Below are 16,890 nucleotides of genomic sequence, written 5' to 3'. Positions count from 1 at the left end.
GGGAGTGCCGATGTGGTCAGGCCGCGAGTGCGGAACTACATGATCATGGGTGCGATCAGCAACCGGGAAGAGATGTACGCATACGCCCGCCAACAGATCGAGGACGCCGACTCGATCCTCACCAATCACCGTACGACGGGTTTGGACCTGTGCACCTGCGGTCGGCCGCATCCCTGCGATGAGCGGCAACGGGGACTGCGACAGCGTGACCACTATGAACGTATTGCGGGTAGGCAACCATGACCGGACACGAGCGATTTTCGTCGGATGGGAACCCGCAGGGCGAGTTGCCGATCGGGCGGCGGGTGGCGCGATGGCGGGTACGGCGGCGGATGTCGCAGCAGGTGTTCGCGGACCGGCTCGGGAAATCGAAGAGTTGGGTCGACAAGGTCGAGCGGGGTGTCCGGGCGCTGGACCGGATGTCGGTGATCCACGAGGTCGCCGGGGTGCTCCGCATCGACTCGGCGGTGCTGCTCGGCGGGGACACCCCGGCGCGGTCGGCCGCCGTCCCGCTGGTCGCCGACGTGGACGACGCGCGGGCGGCTCTCACCCGGTACGCGGTCTTCGCTCCGGACGGAGTCGACCGGCCCGCACCTCCGGTGGCAGAGGTGGGGCGGCAGGTGAGGCACGCCTGGCTGACGTACCAACATGCCGGCTACCCGCAGGTGTTGCGGCTGCTGCCGCGCCTGCTGGACGTCACCCGGCGGCTGCCCGCCGACGATCCGGCGCGGCGTTCGGCGTTGCGGGTGCAGGCGTACCGGATTGCCGCGTCATCGTTGGTCAAGCTCGGTGACGTGGAGGGTGCCTGGCTGGCCGCCAACCGGGCGGTGGCGATGGCGGGCGACGATCCGGTGCTGGCGGCCACGGCGGTGGTGTCGCTCGGTGAGGTGCTGCGGGCGGCGGGGCGGGGTCGGCTGGCGGTGGCGACGACGCTCGCCGCAGCGCACCGGATCGCGCCGGCCGTGCCCGGCCAGGGACCGCCGGAAGCCCTGGCGGTCGGTGGGTCGCTGCTGCTCCAGGCCGCCCTCGCCGCCGCCGGTCGCAGTGACCCGCGCGGCGTCGCGGAGCTGGTCGGGCAAGCCACCGAGATCGCGGTACGCCTCGGCGACGGCGACGACCACCATCAGCTCGCGTTCGGACCGACCGTGGTGGCGCTGGCCCGAGTGGCGGCGGCCGTCGAGCTGGGCGAGCCCGCCGAGGCGGTACGCGGCCACGAGCAGGTAACCAGGGAGCCTCACTGGCAGCGGCTGCCGCCCGAGCACCGGGCCGCGTACCTGCTCGATATGGCACGGGCGTACCTGGATCTGGGTGACCTCGCCGGAGCAGGGCGGATGCTGGTCGAGGCGGACCGGACCGCGCCGACCGAGGTCCGGTGCCGACCGGTGGGCCGTACCCTGCTGGCCCGGATCGCCCGGGACGGCCCGGCGGTGGCCGGCGTGACCCGCCTGGCGATGCTGATCGGCCTGACCCCATAACGACCGGCCCTGCAGAGGCGGGATCATCCCCGCGTGGGCGGGGAAGAGGCGGGCGAGAGCCGGTAGCTGACGTCCACCGGGGGATCACCCCCGCGTGGGCGGGGAAGAGCGGCCCGGGGGCGGGGTATCCCCCCTATGTCCGGGATCACCCCCGCGTGGGGCGGGGAAGAGGTAGCGCGGGCGGGGAAGAGGCCAGTGCCAGCAAGGACCCGCGCGTAATCGCCGGATCACCCCCGCGTGGGCGGGGAAGAGACTGGGTCCGGCGACTCCGCGCCTCGCTGACCGGGATCACCCCCGCGTGGGCGGGGAAGAGCCGGAGACGTCGGTCGGCTTCGACCAGGTGGAGGGATCACCCCCGCGTGGGCGGGGAAGAGGAGGATGAGCGCCATCGGATCCAGTCCGAGGCCGGATCACCCCCGCGTGGGCGGGGAAGAGTGGTTCGCCACCAGACCCGAGGCCGAGTTGAACGGATCACCCCCGCGTGGGCGGGGAAGAGCAAGCCGCAGGCTGGGTGCCCACCGACGCCACCGGATCACCCCCGCGTGGGCGGGGAAGAGACCCGGCCGTTCTGGCCAGGGTGGAGCGGGCAGGGATCACCCCCGCGTGGGCGGGGAAGAGGTCGACGGGGTGGCGCATCCGACCGTCAAGCCGGGATCACCCCCGCGTGGGCGGGGAAGAGGTCGACGGGGTGGCGCATCCGACCGTCAAGCCGGGATCACCCCCGCGTGGGCGGGGAAGAGGCTTCCTGACCTGGGGCGCTAAAGATCAAGTTCCTCGTTTTCATTCACTTTGCTGCCCAAGATCGCCTCCTAGGTCAACCGTGGTGACAGGCTGCAGAAGACCGGAAGGCCGGCCGCGAACTCACCACATTACTGGGGACGAGTAGCCGACGGCACACACGCTTCGCCCTGACGATCCTCAATCGGTCCCTCGTCCTTGGGAAGGAGCGGGCCGCAGGGACGACTGCGCCGGCTCACCTCGTACTGCCGCGCGGCCGGCCGGGAACGAGCGCAGCTTCCGGATCCGACACGTCACGGGTGTGACGCCAAGTAGCAGCCAGGGGAATCTGCCGTCACGGATGCCCCACAACAACCGGGAAACAGTCCCCACGAGCACCCCCGAGACCACTACAACAAGGAAGTTGCCCCCGATGGCGGGGTGGAGGCAGTCCTGACGGATGGGGATCGTCAACGCGATGGGCGTCTTCGGGAGGTGAGGCGCGCCGACGTGCCCGTCACGCCGGAGGCATGGCGCAGGACCCGCAGAGAACGCGACGAGTACGACTGCCCTGAGGCCCCCAGAGGTGGTCCGCTCCAGCAAACTCGAAACACTTCTGAAACAGGCCGTGAGCTGGCGGAATGCGCGGCGGGTGTGATTCAGGACTCACCCCTGTTGTCACACATCCGACCGTTGCGCAGGCCGCCGGCGCGAAGGCAGCAGGTCGGAGCAGGGGTGCCGGCACAGGCGTGGACGCCGCGCCCGGTGGCGGCGATCCGACGGGCTCCGGGAGACCTCGGAAAACCCTACAATGCACGCTGGTCGATACGCTCGGTGACGGTGGGGCCGGTCTCACGGATCGGGCGGCGCACCGTGGACGGAAGGACGCGCGCCATGGCCGAATCGGACCCCGCAGGCTCGCCCGGGACCCTGCGGACCCTGCGTACGCTCCCCCGCCCGGTGGTCGTGCTGCTCGTCGGGATCGCGGTCAACCGGATGGGCGCGTTCCTCGCCATCTTCCTGATCCTGTACCTGACCAGCCTCGGTTTCAGCCCCGCCGCGGCGGGCGTGGTGCTCACCCTCTACGGGGTGGGCTCCATCGGGGGGGTCTTCGCCGGCGGCCTGCTCTCCGACCGGATCGGCCCCCGGCAGGTGATCATCGGCTCCACGCTGCTGTCCAGTGTGGCCGTGGCCGCCATCGCCTTCGAGACGCGCTACACCTGGCTGATGGTGACCAGTCTGGCCGCCGGGGTGCTGACCGCCGCGTACCGGCCGGCCGCCGCCGCGATGCTGGCCGAGCTGACCCCGCTGCACCGGCTCGTCACCACCACCGCCGCCAGCCGGCTCGGGCTCAACGTGGGCGCGACCCTGGGGCCGCTGATCGGGGCCTGGCTGGCGACCCACTCGTACACTGCGGTGTTTCTGGTGAACGCGGGCACCGCGCTCACCTTCGGCCTGGTGACGATCTTCCTGCTGCCCGACGTCCGGGCCGCCGCGCACGCCGGCGACCCGGCGCTACCGGCCACCTCGGACGCCGCACCGGAAGCCGGCGGGCGGGGGATGCTGCACGACCGTCGGTACCTCGCGGTGCTGGTGGCGATGTTCGCCACCGCTCTGGCCGAGATCCAGTACCAGGTCATCCTGCCGTTGCACCTGGGCGAGCAGGGGCACCCGGTGTCGCTCTACGGCACCATCATCGCCCTCAACGGGGCCATCATCATCGCCCTGGAACTGCCGCTCACCCGGACCGTGCAGCGGCTGCCGATCCGCACCGCCATCGCCGTCGGCTCGCTCTGCATCGGGCTGGGCCTGGCCGTGTTCGGGTTCGCCGGGGGCATCTGGGTCTTCGTCGTGGGCGCGCTCATCTGGACCTTCGGGGAGATCGTCAACGCGCCCTCGCTGAACGCGTACCCGGCGATGGCCGCACCGGTGCAGCTACGCGGCCGGTACATCGGGGCGCTCTCGGCGGTGCAGTCCGCCGGGTACGCCTTCGGTCCGCTGATCGGTACCACCCTGTTCCAGTTCTTCGGGCGGGCCGCCTGGGCGGTCTGCGCCGTGCTCGGGGTGATCGCCTTCGGCGCCCTCTGGTACGGCGTGCAGAACCGCTTCACCGCCGTCGCCCCGACCGTGGTGAAGGCCCCGGCCACCACCTGAGACGGCCGGTGGCGATCGCCCCGACCGGCTGAAGCCGGGGGTCTCCTCGGAGCATCCTGGGTAACGTCCGGGTGTGAGTACCCCTGCGGCGGCCCGGATCGACGCCCATTCCACCCCGACGACCCTGGTGGCGCAGACCGACCCGGCAAGCCTGCGCGCGGTGCCGGTGGCTCCGGTCCGGGTGGCCGCCGGGCAGGCCGGCCTGGCCCCGCTGGACGTACCGGCGAACGTGGCCACCGCCGCGCGGCTGGTGGCTCGGGCGGGGGACGCCGGGGCTGCGCTGCTCGTCCTGCCGGAACTGTTCCTGACCGGGTACGACCTGCCGGCGATCGTCGGGGAGCCGCGGCGGTACCCGTTGGGTCCGGACGACCCCCGGCTCGACGTGCTCGCCGCCGCCTGCGCGCGGGCGCGTACCGCTGTCGTGGTCGGCGCGCCGGTTCGCGACCCCGAGCGGGGAACCCTGCACATCTCGGTGGTCGTGCTGGGCCGCGACGGTGCCCGGCTGGGCCGGTACGACAAGCAGCACCTGGACGCGGCGGAACGGGCGGCCGGCTTCACCCCCGGGGCGGCGGGGTGCACGCTGGCCCTCGACGGCTGGCGACTCGGGCTCGGCATCTGCTGGGACGCCAGCTTCCCCGGGCACGCGCTGGCCGCCGCGCTGGACGGCTGCCAGGCGTACCTGGTCTCGGCGATGTTCGACCGGGGTGCCGGGGTGCGCAAGCGGGCGGTGCTCGGGCCGGCCCGCGCCTTCGACAACGCCGGGTACGTGGTGGTGGCCAACCACTGTGCCCGCAGCGGCCCGTACGACGGTTGCGGGGGCAGCGGTGGTTGGGGCCCGGACGGGGGCCTGCTGGCCGACGCCGGGCTCGACGATCCGGGGCTGGCCGTCGTACCGCTGGACCCGGCGGCTGTCGCCCGCGCCCGCGCGGGTGACCTGCCGCTGGCCGACCCCTCGCTGGACGCCCAGCACGGCCGCCCCCGCGAGCTGATCACCGTCGACTGAGCCGGCGGTCGTGGGCGGTTTGGAAGGGGCCCTTCTACATCAGAAAGCGTTAACAGGGGGCCCTTCCTTACAGATGCCGGCTTCTACGGCTTGGGGGAAGGGGCGGGTGAGGGCGTCGTGCCAGGACGGTTCCAGGGGGTGCGGGGGCAGCACCGTGGACCAGAGGCCGTGCACCTGGGCGCCGCGTAGCACCTTGCCCTGGTAGCTGCCGGCGCCGAGGGCCACCGCCCGTCGGCCGGTGGCCAGGGCGTGCCGGATCGGGGCGTAGACGGCGAGGTTGAAGTAGGCGAAGGGGGCCGCGTCCGGGCCGAAGCCGGCGGCCCGGGAGTAGAGGGTGTCGCCGTGGGCGTAGCAGAGGGTGAAGCCGTTGATCCGGCCGTCGCGTTCGTCGGTGAAGACCACGCTGCCGGCACCGAGGTACTTGTCCTGGAGGGCGAAGTACTGCCCGGTCTCCTCGTCGGTGATCGTCGCGCCGAACTTGCGCTGGTGCGCGCCGAGCAGCGGGGCCACCTCGGTGAGCACGTCGGCGAGCAGGTGCTGGCCGATGCGCGATCCGGCGGCGGTGAAGCCGTCGACCTCCTTGCGCAGCTTGCTGCGGCGGGCGCTGGGGAAGCGGGCCAGGTAGTCGGCGAAGTCGGTCTCCCCGCCGTCGAGCGGGATCACCGCCTCCGCCGAGGTGGCCACGACGGGTGCGGTGCCGCCCCAACTCCGGCAGACCTCCTCGGCGGCCTCCTTCGGCAGGTACATGAAGACCGTGCTGCGGGCCCCCCACCTGGCGGCCAGTTCCCGGCAGCGGTCCAGGATCGCCCGGCGTACCTCGGCCTGCGCGTCGGCGTCGAGCCGGGCGTCGAGCAGCAGTTCGCCGTGGTAGCCGCTGCAGCCGCCCACCAGCAGTACCGGGAACCAGCGTTCGGCCGCGCCGGCCGGGTCGACGTGCGGGGCGAGGAACATGTTGACCGGGTCGTACCAGGTGGTGAAGCGGGTCGGCACCTCGGTCATCAGGTTGGTCACCACCGCGCCGACCAGCGTGCCGTCGGCGTCGTACGCCAGCACGTAGCGGGTGGGCAGGTCGAAGTACTCCTCGGCCCAGTGCAGCCAGCCGTGGGTCTGGTAGAGCGAGGCCCCGGCCGAGAGCGCCGCCCACTCCTGCGGTGGGAGGTCGGCGATCGTCGACACCTCGGTCAGCCGGGGGTACGGGTCAGCGGGCATGCGGGTGGCTCCGTCCGGACAGGAAGCTGTGGTAGCAGTCGGCCCCGAAATCCAGGGCGGCGAGTGAGATCCGTTCGTCGGCCTGGTGCAGGCGGTCGCGGTAGCCGGCCCCGGCCGGCAGCGGCAGCCATCCGTAGCAGGCGATGCCGAGCTGGCTGAAGAGCCGGGCGTCGGTGGAGGCCGTGGTCAGCACCGGCAGCGGCACCCCGGCCGGGTCGTGCGCCCGCAGCGCGGCCACCAGCCGGTCGTAGCAGCCGTCCAGCCGGGGCGCGGGCGAGATCTCGCCCTCGACGAAGAGGTCCAGCCGCGCGTCGGGGCCGGTCCGGGCCCGCAGCTGGTCCATGAAGGACTGAGTGGGGTACGCCCCGGGCAGCACCCGCCCGTCGACGGTGACGGTCAGCTCGGCGGGGTGCACGTTGGGGCCGGTGCCGCCCTCGACCCCGGTGACGGCGACCGTGTGCCGTACCACCGACCGCAGGTAGCGGGCGGTCTCCTCGGGCAGCCCGTCCAGGGTGCCCGGGTCGGTCGGGGCGGCGTGGAAGGCGGCGATCCGGTCGCCCATGGCCGCGGGCAGGGCGCGGGCCAGCTCGTCGAGCATCCGGTGCGTCACCGGGGTCAGCTCGACGTCGAGCCCGCCGCTGGAGACCGCCGCCAGGAACCGGGTGAGCTGCCCGACGGCCGAGCCCGTGGCGGCGACCCGGGAGGCGTGCCCGCCCGGCCCCCGGAAGGTCACCCGCACCCAGCAGGTCCGCTTCTCGGCGACCACCACCGGGTGCAGTCGGGCGTGGCCGCCGAGCCCCAGCTCCGCGCCGCCGTCCTCGCCGACGGCGTACCGCACCCCGGCGAAGAGGTGGGCGTACTCCCGGACCAGCAGCCGCGCGCCGACGTCGCTGCCGGTCTCCTCGTCGGACACCACGGCGAGAATGATGTCACCCGGCGGTGACTGACCGTGCGCCCGCATCCGCAGCAGCGCGGACAGCATCATCGCCAGTTGGCCCTTCATGTCGACCGCGCCCCGGCCCCAGAGTTCACCGTCGACGATCTCACCGGCGAAGGGCGGCCGGGTCCACGGCTGGCCGGTCACCGGCACCACGTCGACGTGGGCGTGCAGCAGCAGCGGTGGCTCCAGGCCCCGGCCGGGCAGCCGCGCCACCAGGTTCGGCCGCTGCGGGTCGACGCCGACCAGCCGGGTCTCCAGGCCGGCCCCGGCGAGCAGGTCACGGATCCAGGTGACGCAGGCGGCCTCCGCGCCGGGCGGGTTGGTGGTGTCGAAGCGGACCAGCCGTTGGGCGATGGCCACCGGATCGACACCGGTGTCGACGGCCTCGGGCACCTGTTCACCGACGGTCATCGGTCGTCCTCCTCGATGCGGGTCACGTCAGGCCCGCCCGTAGCCGGGTCAACGCCACCTCGGTCCGGGCCTCGTCGTGCACGAGCGCCACCCGCAGGTGACCGGCGCCCGGATTGCTCCCGGCGGCGGTGTCGACGCCCGGGTCTTTCCCGGCGGCAGCCGGATTGCTCCCGGCGGCGGTGTCGACGGCGAGGTAGCGGCCGGGCATGACGGTCAGCGCCTGGTCCCGCCAGAGCCGGCGGGTGGTCCCGGGGTCGTCGGGTACCGGCAGCCAGAGGAAGAAGCCGGCACCCGGTCGCCGGTAGCCGGGCAGGTCCTTGAGCAGCTCGTCGGCGGTGTCCCAGTTGCGGGCCAGGGCGGCGCGGGCCCGGGCGACGTGGGTGTCGTCGGACCAGAGCGCGGCGGAGACGGCACAGACCGGGCGGGGCAGCGACACCCCGCAGGTGCGGTTGTACTCGGCGTAGGCCGCCACGGTGTGCCGGTCGCCCACGACGAAGCCGCTGCGCAGGCCGGGCGCTCCGGAGCGTTTGGCGAGGGTGTGCAGCACCACGAAGGACAGCCCCGGGTCGGCGAGCGCCGCCGGGTCGGAGAGGAACCCGGCCGGTGCGGTGCCGAGCCACAGGTCGACGTAGCACTCGTCGACCACCAGCACCGCGTCGGCCCGCCGGGCCACCTCGGCGGCGCGGGCGAGCTGCCCGGCGGTCAACGTCTCGCCGTCCGGGTTGCCGGGATGGCAGACCACCACCGCCGCCACCCGTCCCGCCCCGGCGGCGACCGCCGCGGCCAGCGCGTCCACCGGATCGGCCAGCCCCGACCCGTCGTCCGCCGGCCCGTCGTCCACCGTGCCGGGGTAGCAGAGCGGTCGGGCGCCGGCGGCCTCGGTGCCGGCCAGGTAGGTCGGGTAGCCGGGGTTCGGTAGCACCACCACCGGGTCGGTCACCCCGCGTGCCCGGGCCCGCCGGACGGCCTGGGCGATCACCACCGCCAGCGCCTGCTTGCTCCCCGGCGTCGGCTCCACCGCCAACCCGGCGTCCGCCGCCAGCTCCGCGTCCGTCATCAGCCCCGCGTCCGCCGGTTCACCGAAGGACCCGCCGAACCGCCGCGCCAACCAACCGAGGTACGCCGTCCGCAGCTCCGCCGAACCACCCAGCTCCGGATAGCGGGTCCAGCCGTCCACGGCGTCCAACGCGGCGACGTCCAGCGGCGGTTCGACCAGCCGGGCCTCCCCCAGGTGCAGCGGGATCGGGTCCCACCCCGCCGGGGCGGGCACGTCGCGCAGGAGGTCCCGCAGTCGGGCGAACGGGCTCCGCGTCACCCGGATCAGTCCCGCACCAGGTCGTTCAGGGCGGTCTTGCCCCGGGTCCGCTCGTCGGCGTACTTGACGATGACGGCGGCGGCCAACGACAGCCCCGGCTGCTGGGCGACGGCCCGGCTGCCGGGCACCACGACGGCGTTCGGCGGCACCTCGCCGTAGCTCACCGCACCGCTGGCCCGGTCCACGATCGGGGTGGAACGGCCCAGGTAGACACCCATCCCGAGGATCGCGCCGGCGCGTACCCGGACCCCCTCGGCGATCTCGCAGCGGGCGCCGACGAAGACGTCGTCCTCGATGACGACCGGCTGCTCACCGAGGGGTTCCAGCACGCCGCCGATGCCCGCGCCGCCGGAGATGTGGCAGCGCTGGCCGATCTGGGCGCAGGAGCCGATGGTGGCCCAGGTGTCCACCATCGTGCCCGCACCGACGTACGCGCCGACGTTGACGAAGGACGGCATCAGCACCGCGCCGGGGGCGATGTGGCTGCCGTACCGGACGACCGCGCCCGGGACCACCCGCAGCCGGGACTTCTCGAAGTCGTCGGCCGTCCAGGTCTCGAACTTCAACGGCACCTTGTCGTACGTCCTCGGCCGACCCGGGCCGGACTGCGCCATGAGGTTGGGATGGGTCAGGAAGGACAGCAGGATCACCTGCTTGGTATAGGCGTCGACGATCCACGTGTCGCCCTCCGGCCGGGCCGCGCGCAGCTCCCCCCGGTCCAGCCCGGCCAGCCCCGCCTCGACGTACGGCCGCAGTTCGGCCACCTCGTCCGGGGTGAGCCGGTCCCGCCGGGCGAAGGCCTGCTCGACGTACGTCCGGCTCTGTTCGTCAGTCACCTGGTGCTCTCCATGATCTTCGTGGGTGTCCAGCGCGCCGTGGCGAGGTAGTCGTCGAAGGTCTCCGCCCGACGGATCTCGACCACCTCGCCGGCCGCCGTCAGCAGCAGTTCGGCCGGCCGCAGCCGTCCGTTGTAGGTGAACCCCATCGCGTGCCCGTGCGCGCCGGTGTCGTGGATCAGCGCGATGTCCCCCTCGGCCGGGGCGGGCAGCAGCCGGTCGACGCCGAACTTGTCGTTGTTCTCGCAGAGCGAGCCCACCACGTCGACGAGCGTCTCGGGTCGGCCGGCGGCGTACGGCAGGCTGATGTGGTGGTACGCGCCGTAGTAGCCGGGCCGCATCAGCGCCGACATCGAGGCGTCCAGCCCGACGATGTCCTGCCCCTTGCGGCACCGGTTGACCACCTGGCTGACCAGTACGCCGTGCGGCCCGGTCAGGTACCGCCCGATCTCGGTGACGATCCGGGGCCGGTGGGTGGTGAAGGCCCGCCGCCGGGCGGCCAGGATCGCCGAGGCGTACGCCCGGATGTCGATCGGCCGCTCGGTCGGCCGGTACGGGATGCCGAGGCCGCCGCCGATGTTGACGTACTCCAGTTCGATGCCGGTCTCGGCGGCGATCCGCGCACCCAGCTCGACCACCTCGACGGCGGCCCGGACCGCCCGCTCCAGGTTGAGCTCGTTGGCGCAGATCATCCCGTGGATGCCGAACCGGCGTACCCCCCGGCGGTGGGCGGCCCGGTAGGCGTCGGCCAGCTCGGCCAGCGGCACCCCGAACTTGGAGTGGGTGGCGCTGCCCATCAGGGCCGAGCCGGCGGCGGTGCCGTGCGGCGCGACCCGGAAGGCGACCAGCTCCGGCAGCCGGTCCACCTTGTCCAGCAGGGACCGGTCGTCGAAGGTGATCAACGCGCCGGCCTTGAGCGCCGACTCGTACTCGGCGACCGTGGTGTTGTTGGAGGTGAAGACCACGTCGTCGGCGCGGGCCCCGAGCCGTTCGGCCAGCTCCAGCTCGACCGGGGAGGCGCAGTCCAGACCACTGCCCTCGGCGAGCAGGGTGCGCAGCACGGTCGGGTTGGGCAGCGCCTTGACCGCGAAGTACTGCCGGTACGGCGCACCGTCGAAGGCCGCCACCAGCTCCCGGTGGGTGTCGACGATGCCCCGCTCGTCGTAGATGTGGAAGGGGGTCGGGTAGGTCTCGACCACCGCCGGCAGCACCGGCAGCAGCCGGGCGGCGAACTCCTGCGAGATCGGCATGTCAGGGCACCCGGGCGACGCAGATGGTCCGGTTGCGCAGCCCGCTGATCGGCCGCAGGTACGGGAAGTAGTAGCTCTCCACCGGCACCAGGCCGGCCCGGGCCAGCTCCTGGCCCAGGTACTCCCGGGAGACGAACCAGAACCCGGCGACCCGCTCGTGCGGGGCGTAGTCGGCCGCCGGGTCGTACGGGGCGTCGTTGGAGAGCACCACGTACGCCCCGGAGCGCAACCCCAGCCCGGTCAGCTGCGCCAGCGCCGGGGTGACCGTCTCCTCGGCGGTGAAGACGTGGCCGAGGAACCCGTCGGCGTAGAGCAGGTCGGTGCCGGCCAGGTCGGCCGGGGTCAGGTCGAAGTAGTCGGCCACGAAGGCGTCCACCCCCCGGCCCCGGGTGAGCGCGACCGCCTCGTCGTTGAAGTCGATCGCCCGTACCGTCCGGTCCAGGGCCACCAGGTCGCCCTCGACGAAGCCGTTGCCGCAGCCGAGGGAGAAGACGGCCGCGCCCGGTGCGGTCAACGACAGCAGCTTGAGGGTCATGTGCGACCGGTACTCGGGCACGTAGGTGGAGGGGGTGACCGAGTCGTTGAACGCCCGGCCCCGCTCCCAGATGGCGTAGATGGTGCCCTCGGCCTGCCCGTCGACCGAACGGTGCGTGCGGTAGTACTCGCGGACCTGCTCCAGGTGCTGCTCGACCTTGATCACTGCTGGTTCTCCCCGTCGGCCGTGGCGATCGTGGTGTGCGACTGTCCGTACTCGACCGAGCCGGCCGGTCGCCGGCGCAGCGCGTCGACGAGGGCCCGCAGCGGTGCCGGGTTGGCCGGCCCGTAGTCGTGGTGCAGCCGACCGGCCAGCTCGGCGTCCCCGGCGAGCAGGAAGTCGGCAAGCACCCGGGCCAGCGACCGCAGCCCGGCCACCACCGCGCTGTGCCCGCCGACCAGCCGGACCCCGTCGGTCTCCAGCGCACCGACCTGCACCAGGTACGACAGCTGCAGGTACATGCCGTCGCTGTCCGGGAAGTGGCCCAGCCCCCGGCTGACGTAGCGCAGGCACTCGGCCAGGTAGTAGGCGATCACGTCGGCCGGGGTCAGGGCGAGACGTTCGGCCCAGACCTCGGCGAGGATCAGGATGCCGAAGACGTCGGCGGCGACCTCCTGGAGCACCACCGAGGCCCACCGGTCGGCGGCGTTGAGCTCCTTGAAGGAGGTCGCCGGTCGCTGCACGAAGTGCCCGAACTCGTGGCTGAGCACGCCGAGCGTGCCGATGGTGGCGAACCGCTCGTCGTCGAGGTCGACCGGGGTGTCCAGGGTGAGCAGGTCGGCGGCGAGCGGCCCGGAGACCCCCCGCACCAGCGCCCGGTGCACGTTGGCGAAGTAGTAGGTCTTCTTGAACGGCGAGTACTTGACGCCCTCGTCCTCCGGCAGGAAGTACGCGATGTGCTTGGGGTGCAGGTCACCCTCGCCGGCCATGAAGAACAGCTGCGCCGCGCCGAACGCCGGCAGGTCACCCAGGCGCAGGTCGGCGTGGAGCCGCCCGAGGTACGGCGGGACGTCCGGCAGGAACTCCAGCGCCCGGTCCACGTCGGCCTGCCGCTGGTCGTCACGACGGCAGGCGAACGCCGTCGGCAGACCCCGGATGTCCTTGCCGTACCAGGTGGAAACCTGCCCGGCGACCAGGGTGACCTCCTCGACCAGGCCGGTCAGCTCCTTGAGGATCTCGTCGGTGTAGCCGTGCTCGACCGCGTCGGCGCGCAGCGACGCGGCCCGCCGGTCGGCCTCGGCCGGCAGCAGCCCGGCGACCCGGCGCAGCGCCGCCGCGGTGACCGCCGGGTCGGCCAACCGCCGGGGTACGGCGATGCCGTGCTCCTTGGCCCCGGCCCACTCGGCCTCGATCGCGGTACGCAGCCCGGCCAGCGCGGTGGGGAAGTCGGCGTCCAGCTGCGGGGTGGCCGGGGCGAGGTCCAGCCCGATCGGTCGGTAGCTTGCCGTCGGCGGCCAGAAGGCGCCCCGGTGGTCGCGGTACCGGCCGGCGCGGGTGAGGTTGTCGGCGTAGTCGAAGCGGTCGGTGTCAGGCACGCTGGTGTCCCTTCTCAAGGCGCGGAACGGCCCGCTGGTGCGGTGTCTCAGGCGACGGTGAAGAGCCGGTTCTCCTGCTCCCACTGCCGCACGAGGGCGTGGTCGGCGGCCAGGACGTCGACGTCCGGGTGGGTCATGAAGACGATGCCGGGGCTGGAGAAGAGGTCGTTGGTGCGGTAGACCCGGTCGCCCGGTCGGGGGGCCCGCTGCAACCAGGTACGGCTGCGCAGGCTGGCCAGCAGCTCGGCGTAGTGCGACTCGACCACCACGCCGTCGACGGTGGAGATGAACTGCACCTGCCAGAGCGGGGCGGCGTGGCCGGGCCGGCTGTCGGCGTACCGGGGCACGAAGCCGGGCCCCTCGACGACGATCTCGGTGACCAGGTCGAGCATGCTCGCGCCGACGGCGTGCGCGGCGGCCGGCCGGTTCAGCCCGCCGGAGATCCGGGAGGCGCACTCCACCAGGGTCGGGCCGTCCGGGCCGACCATCAGCTCGGTGTGGTGGGCGCCGTAGCTGACCCCGAGCGCGTCGAGCACCCCGTGCACGTAGTCGACGAGTTCCTTCTGCTCGGGCTGGGTGGGGTCGAACAGGACGCTGCGGTCGTAGATCCAGCCGCCGCCGGGCACCCGGATCTTGTCGGTGCGCCAGATCTCGGTGACCACGTGCCGGCCGTCGCCGCTGATCCCGTTGACGAAGTACTCCTGCCCGGTCAGGAAGCGTTGGGCGACCAGGGTGTCGTTGCGGTTGCCGAGCTGGTCGACCGCGCCGTGCAGGCGCTGGAAGGCCCCGGTCAGCTCCCCGGCGTCGGCGCAGAACGTCACCGAGTCGGTGCCGGCGCTGGCCGGCGGCTTGAGCACCACCGGCCACGAGCCGCCGCCGGCCCAGTCGAGCAGCCCGGCCAGGTCACCTGCCAGGTAGTGGTCCATGCTGCGCAGGCCGGCCGCCTTCAACCGGTTGTGCATCTCGTACTTGTGGCGTCGGGCGGCGCTGCTCTGTGGGGAGTTGCCGGGCAGGCCGAGCGCCTCGGCGAGCAGGTCGGCCAGGGCGACGCCGCTCTCCGAGCCGGGCAGCACCGCCGCCGGCCGGTACCGGGCCAGCACGTCGGTGAGCGCGCCGAGGTCACCGAGGTAGCCGTACCTGTCGATCCAGGCGGTGGAGTCGAAGCTGGCCAGGAAGTACGGCGGCAGGTCGGGGCTGCTCTGCACGTGTACGCAGTCCCAGCCGCGTTCGCGCAGCAACCCCGGCAGCTGTGCCCCGGAGGAGTAGCCGTCGACCACCACCAGCACCGGGCGCGGTGTCGTGTCCATCCCTGACCCCTGTTCCTGTCCGGCCCCCGGCGGATCGAGGGCCTTCTCCATGAAGATGCTCAGCGGGTCGTCGGGGTAGTCGCCGAAGCGTCCCCGCTCGACGTAGCCGAGTCGCCGGTACAACGCGATCGCCTCGGGTTGGTCCGGCCCGGTCTCCAGCCGGACGGTGCCCACCCCGGCGGCCCGGACCCGCTGCTCCAGCGCGGCGAGGATCCGGGCACCGACCCCCCGGCGACGCACGCCGGGCTCGACGAACATCCGCTTCACCTCGGCGTACGCCCCGGCACCGGCCCGCTCGGCACGATCCGCACCGTCGGCGAGGGTGCCGGCGGCGGGCTCGGGCAGCACCACCGCGCCGCAACCCAGCAGCGCACCGGTTGCCGCGTCGCGGGCGACCAGGAAGGCCACCGAGGGGGCGCGCAGCTCGGCCACCGGCAGCAGGTGCACGCTCTCCGGCGGGTACAGCGAGTGGGCGTACTCCTCGGAGCGCCGCAGCAGGGCGGCGACCTCGGCGTCGTCCGGGTCACCCGGCCCGACGGTGACCCCGGCGCTTTCCGGGTCACCCGGCCCGACGGTGACCGGGGCGCCGGTCACCGGGCGGCCCCCGCCCGGTGGTCCTGCCGGACCAGCGCCGCGCCCTTCTCGCCGATCATCATGCTGGCCGCGTTGGTGTTGCCGGAGATCATGGTGGGCATCACCGAGGCGTCGATCACCCGCAACCCGGCCAGCCCCCGCACCCGCAGCCGCTCGTCGACCACCGCGCCGGGGTCGTCGCCCATCCGGCAGGTGCCCACCGGATGGTAGGAGGTGTCCCCCCGTTCCCGGGCGTACGCCAGCAGTTCGTCGTCGGTGCGGACGTCCGGACCGGGCTGGGTCTCGAACTCCCGGTAGGCGTCCAGCGGCGCGCCCTCGACGATCCGCCGGGCGATCCGCATGCCGGCCAGCAGGGTGGCCCGGTCCAGCTCGGTGTCGAGGAACCGGGGCCGGATCGCCGGCGGCTGCTCCGGATCGGCGCTGCGGATGTGGATGGAGCCCTTCGACTCCGGGCGCAGCGGGTACACCCCGACGGTCATCCCGGGCCGGGTGTCCAGCCGCCGGGTGGAGCCCGCGCCGTAGCTGGCCGGGGCGAAGTGGAACTGCACGTCCGGCCGGTCCAGCGTGTCGCTGGTGCGCACGAAGCCGTGCCCGAGGGCGATCGGGAGGCTGAGCAGGCCGCGGCGGGTGCCCAGGTAGCGCAGCACCTCGCCGGCCAGGCGTACGCCCCGGGAGCGTTCGTTGAAGGTGATCGGCTGCCGGACCCGCCACCGCAGCCGGGCCGCGAAGTGGTCCCGGAAGTTCTCCCCCACCCCGGGCAGGTGGTGCACCACCGGCACCCCGGCGTTGCGCAGCACCTCCGCCGGGCCGACGCCGGAGAGTTCCAGCAGTTGCGGGGACTGCACCGTGCCGGCGCTGACGATCACCTCCCGGCCGCAGTCGGCGGTGTGCTCCGCGCCGCCGTGCCGGTAGGTCACCCCCACGCAGCGGGTGCCGTCGAAGCGGAGCCGGCCGACGTGCGCGCCGGTCAGCACGGTGAGGTTGGGCCGCTGCCGGGCCGGCCGCAGGTACCCGCCCAGCGCCGACGACCGCCGCCCACCGTCGTGGTTGACCTGGTAGTAGCCGAACCCCTCCTGGTCGCCGGAGTTGTAGTCCGGGTTCTCCGGGTAACCGGCCTTGCCGGCGGCGGTCAGGAACGCGTCGCAGAGCTCGTCGCGTTCGCGGGGCAACCCCACCGCGATCGGCCCGGACCGGCCCCGGCTGTCCCCGCCGATCCCGGCCACCCGTTCCATGCTCCGGAAGTACGGCAGCACCCCCTCCCACGACCACCCGGGATTGCCCAGCGCCGCCCAGTCGTCGTAGTCCTGGCGCTGGCCGCGTACGAAGATCATGCCGTTGATGGCGTTCGATCCACCGAGCAGCCGGCCCCGGGGGATGCGCAGGCTCCGCCCGTCGATGGTCGGGTCCGCCTCGGTGTCGAAGCACCAGTCGTAGCGCGGGTTGCCCATCAGGATCGTCTCGGCGGCCGGGATGGACAGCAGCGGACTGCGCCGCTGCCGGCCGGACTCCAGCAGCAGCACGCTCACCGTCGGGTCCTCGGTGAGCCGGCCGGCCAGCACGCAGCCCGCCGCGCCGGCACCGACGACCACGTAGTCGTACGTCGCCATGA

The 16,890-nt window shown here is 73.2% G+C and carries 12 protein-coding genes and 1 CRISPR repeat array; of the genes, 3 read left to right on the top strand and 9 right to left on the bottom strand.

What is annotated here, in order from left to right:
• The first annotated feature begins 239 nt into the window (after positions 1 to 239).
• The 3 genes from GA0070617_RS07940 (at position 240) to GA0070617_RS07930 (ending at position 5,349) form a co-directional block, all read left to right on the top strand.
• Positions 240 to 1,475, top strand: coding sequence for a helix-turn-helix domain-containing protein (locus GA0070617_RS07940; protein WP_091435369.1), 1,236 nt, complete (start codon positions 240 to 242; stop codon positions 1,473 to 1,475).
• Positions 1,476 to 1,698: 223 nt separating this feature from the next.
• Positions 1,699 to 2,215: direct repeats of the CRISPR family, unit length 28 nt; unit sequence GGATCACCCCCGCGTGGGCGGGGAAGAG.
• A gap of 871 nt (positions 2,216 to 3,086) precedes the next feature.
• On the top strand, positions 3,087 to 4,346 hold the full coding sequence (locus tag GA0070617_RS07935) for an MFS transporter (protein WP_091435368.1): 1,260 nt from the start codon (positions 3,087 to 3,089) through the stop codon (positions 4,344 to 4,346).
• A 73-nt stretch (positions 4,347 to 4,419) separates the two neighbouring features.
• On the top strand, positions 4,420 to 5,349 hold the full coding sequence (locus GA0070617_RS07930) for a carbon-nitrogen hydrolase family protein (RefSeq protein WP_091435367.1): 930 nt from the start codon (positions 4,420 to 4,422) through the stop codon (positions 5,347 to 5,349).
• Between the two features lie 39 nt (positions 5,350 to 5,388).
• Here the strand turns inward: GA0070617_RS07930 and GA0070617_RS07925 are convergent, their stop codons facing one another.
• Genes GA0070617_RS07925 through GA0070617_RS07885 form a run of 9 tightly spaced genes read right to left on the bottom strand, consistent with a single transcriptional unit; the run spans position 5,389 to position 16,888 of the window.
• Positions 5,389 to 6,558, bottom strand: coding sequence for a GNAT family N-acetyltransferase (locus GA0070617_RS07925; protein WP_091435366.1), 1,170 nt, complete (start codon positions 6,556 to 6,558; stop codon positions 5,389 to 5,391).
• The gene (locus tag GA0070617_RS07920; RefSeq protein WP_091435365.1) at positions 6,548 to 7,909 is read right to left on the bottom strand and encodes a M20/M25/M40 family metallo-hydrolase; all 1,362 of its coding nucleotides are present in this window, start codon (positions 7,907 to 7,909) and stop codon (positions 6,548 to 6,550) included. The genes GA0070617_RS07925 and GA0070617_RS07920 overlap by 11 nt, the downstream gene beginning before the upstream one ends.
• Positions 7,910 to 7,931: 22 nt before the next feature.
• A complete protein-coding gene (locus tag GA0070617_RS07915; protein WP_175440466.1) occupies positions 7,932 to 9,224 on the bottom strand; it encodes an aminotransferase class I/II-fold pyridoxal phosphate-dependent enzyme in 1,293 nt (430 codons plus the stop codon).
• 5 nt (positions 9,225 to 9,229) lie between these two features.
• A complete protein-coding gene (locus GA0070617_RS07910; protein WP_091435363.1) occupies positions 9,230 to 10,060 on the bottom strand; it encodes a 2,3,4,5-tetrahydropyridine-2,6-dicarboxylate N-succinyltransferase in 831 nt (276 codons plus the stop codon).
• The gene (locus GA0070617_RS07905) at positions 10,057 to 11,310 is read right to left on the bottom strand and encodes a diaminopimelate decarboxylase (RefSeq protein ID WP_091435362.1); all 1,254 of its coding nucleotides are present in this window, start codon (positions 11,308 to 11,310) and stop codon (positions 10,057 to 10,059) included. The genes GA0070617_RS07910 and GA0070617_RS07905 overlap by 4 nt, the downstream gene beginning before the upstream one ends.
• Before the next feature lies 1 nt (position 11,311).
• The gene (locus tag GA0070617_RS07900; protein WP_091435361.1) at positions 11,312 to 12,010 is read right to left on the bottom strand and encodes a class I SAM-dependent methyltransferase; all 699 of its coding nucleotides are present in this window, start codon (positions 12,008 to 12,010) and stop codon (positions 11,312 to 11,314) included.
• The gene (locus GA0070617_RS07895; RefSeq protein WP_091435359.1) at positions 12,007 to 13,380 is read right to left on the bottom strand and encodes a hypothetical protein; all 1,374 of its coding nucleotides are present in this window, start codon (positions 13,378 to 13,380) and stop codon (positions 12,007 to 12,009) included. Before GA0070617_RS07895 ends, GA0070617_RS07900 begins: the two co-directional genes overlap by 4 nt.
• 47 nt (positions 13,381 to 13,427) lie before the next feature.
• Positions 13,428 to 15,281, bottom strand: a complete 1,854-nt coding sequence (locus GA0070617_RS07890; protein ID WP_091435357.1) for a GNAT family N-acetyltransferase — start codon at positions 15,279 to 15,281, stop codon at positions 13,428 to 13,430.
• Positions 15,278 to 16,888 carry a GMC family oxidoreductase gene (locus tag GA0070617_RS07885; RefSeq protein ID WP_091435355.1) on the bottom strand — a complete coding sequence of 537 codons (1,611 nt, stop codon included), beginning with the start codon at positions 16,886 to 16,888 and terminating at the stop codon, positions 15,278 to 15,280. The genes GA0070617_RS07890 and GA0070617_RS07885 overlap by 4 nt, the downstream gene beginning before the upstream one ends.
• Positions 16,889 to 16,890 lie beyond the last annotated feature (2 nt).

Origin of the sequence: Micromonospora yangpuensis, from assembly GCF_900091615.1 — a bacterium.
GTDB classification, from domain to species: domain Bacteria; phylum Actinomycetota; class Actinomycetes; order Mycobacteriales; family Micromonosporaceae; genus Micromonospora; species Micromonospora yangpuensis.
Note: the sequence above shows the minus strand (reverse complement) of the source record. Positions and strands in the feature narration are given on the sequence as shown.

What these genes read in the sequence shown, in the direction of transcription:
- GA0070617_RS07940 (WP_091435369.1), top strand. Translation starts at nt 240, where the DNA reads ATGACCGGACACGAGCGATTTTCGTCGGATGGGAACCCGCAGGGCGAG.
- GA0070617_RS07935 (WP_091435368.1), top strand. Translation starts at nt 3,087, where the DNA reads ATGGCCGAATCGGACCCCGCAGGCTCGCCCGGGACCCTGCGGACCCTG.
- GA0070617_RS07925 (WP_091435366.1), bottom strand. Translation starts at nt 6,558, where the DNA reads ATGCCCGCTGACCCGTACCCCCGGCTGACCGAGGTGTCGACGATCGCC.
- GA0070617_RS07920 (WP_091435365.1), bottom strand. Translation starts at nt 7,909, where the DNA reads ATGACCGTCGGTGAACAGGTGCCCGAGGCCGTCGACACCGGTGTCGAT.
- GA0070617_RS07905 (WP_091435362.1), bottom strand. Translation starts at nt 11,310, where the DNA reads ATGCCGATCTCGCAGGAGTTCGCCGCCCGGCTGCTGCCGGTGCTGCCG.
- GA0070617_RS07885 (WP_091435355.1), bottom strand. Translation starts at nt 16,888, where the DNA reads ATGGCGACGTACGACTACGTGGTCGTCGGTGCCGGCGCGGCGGGCTGC.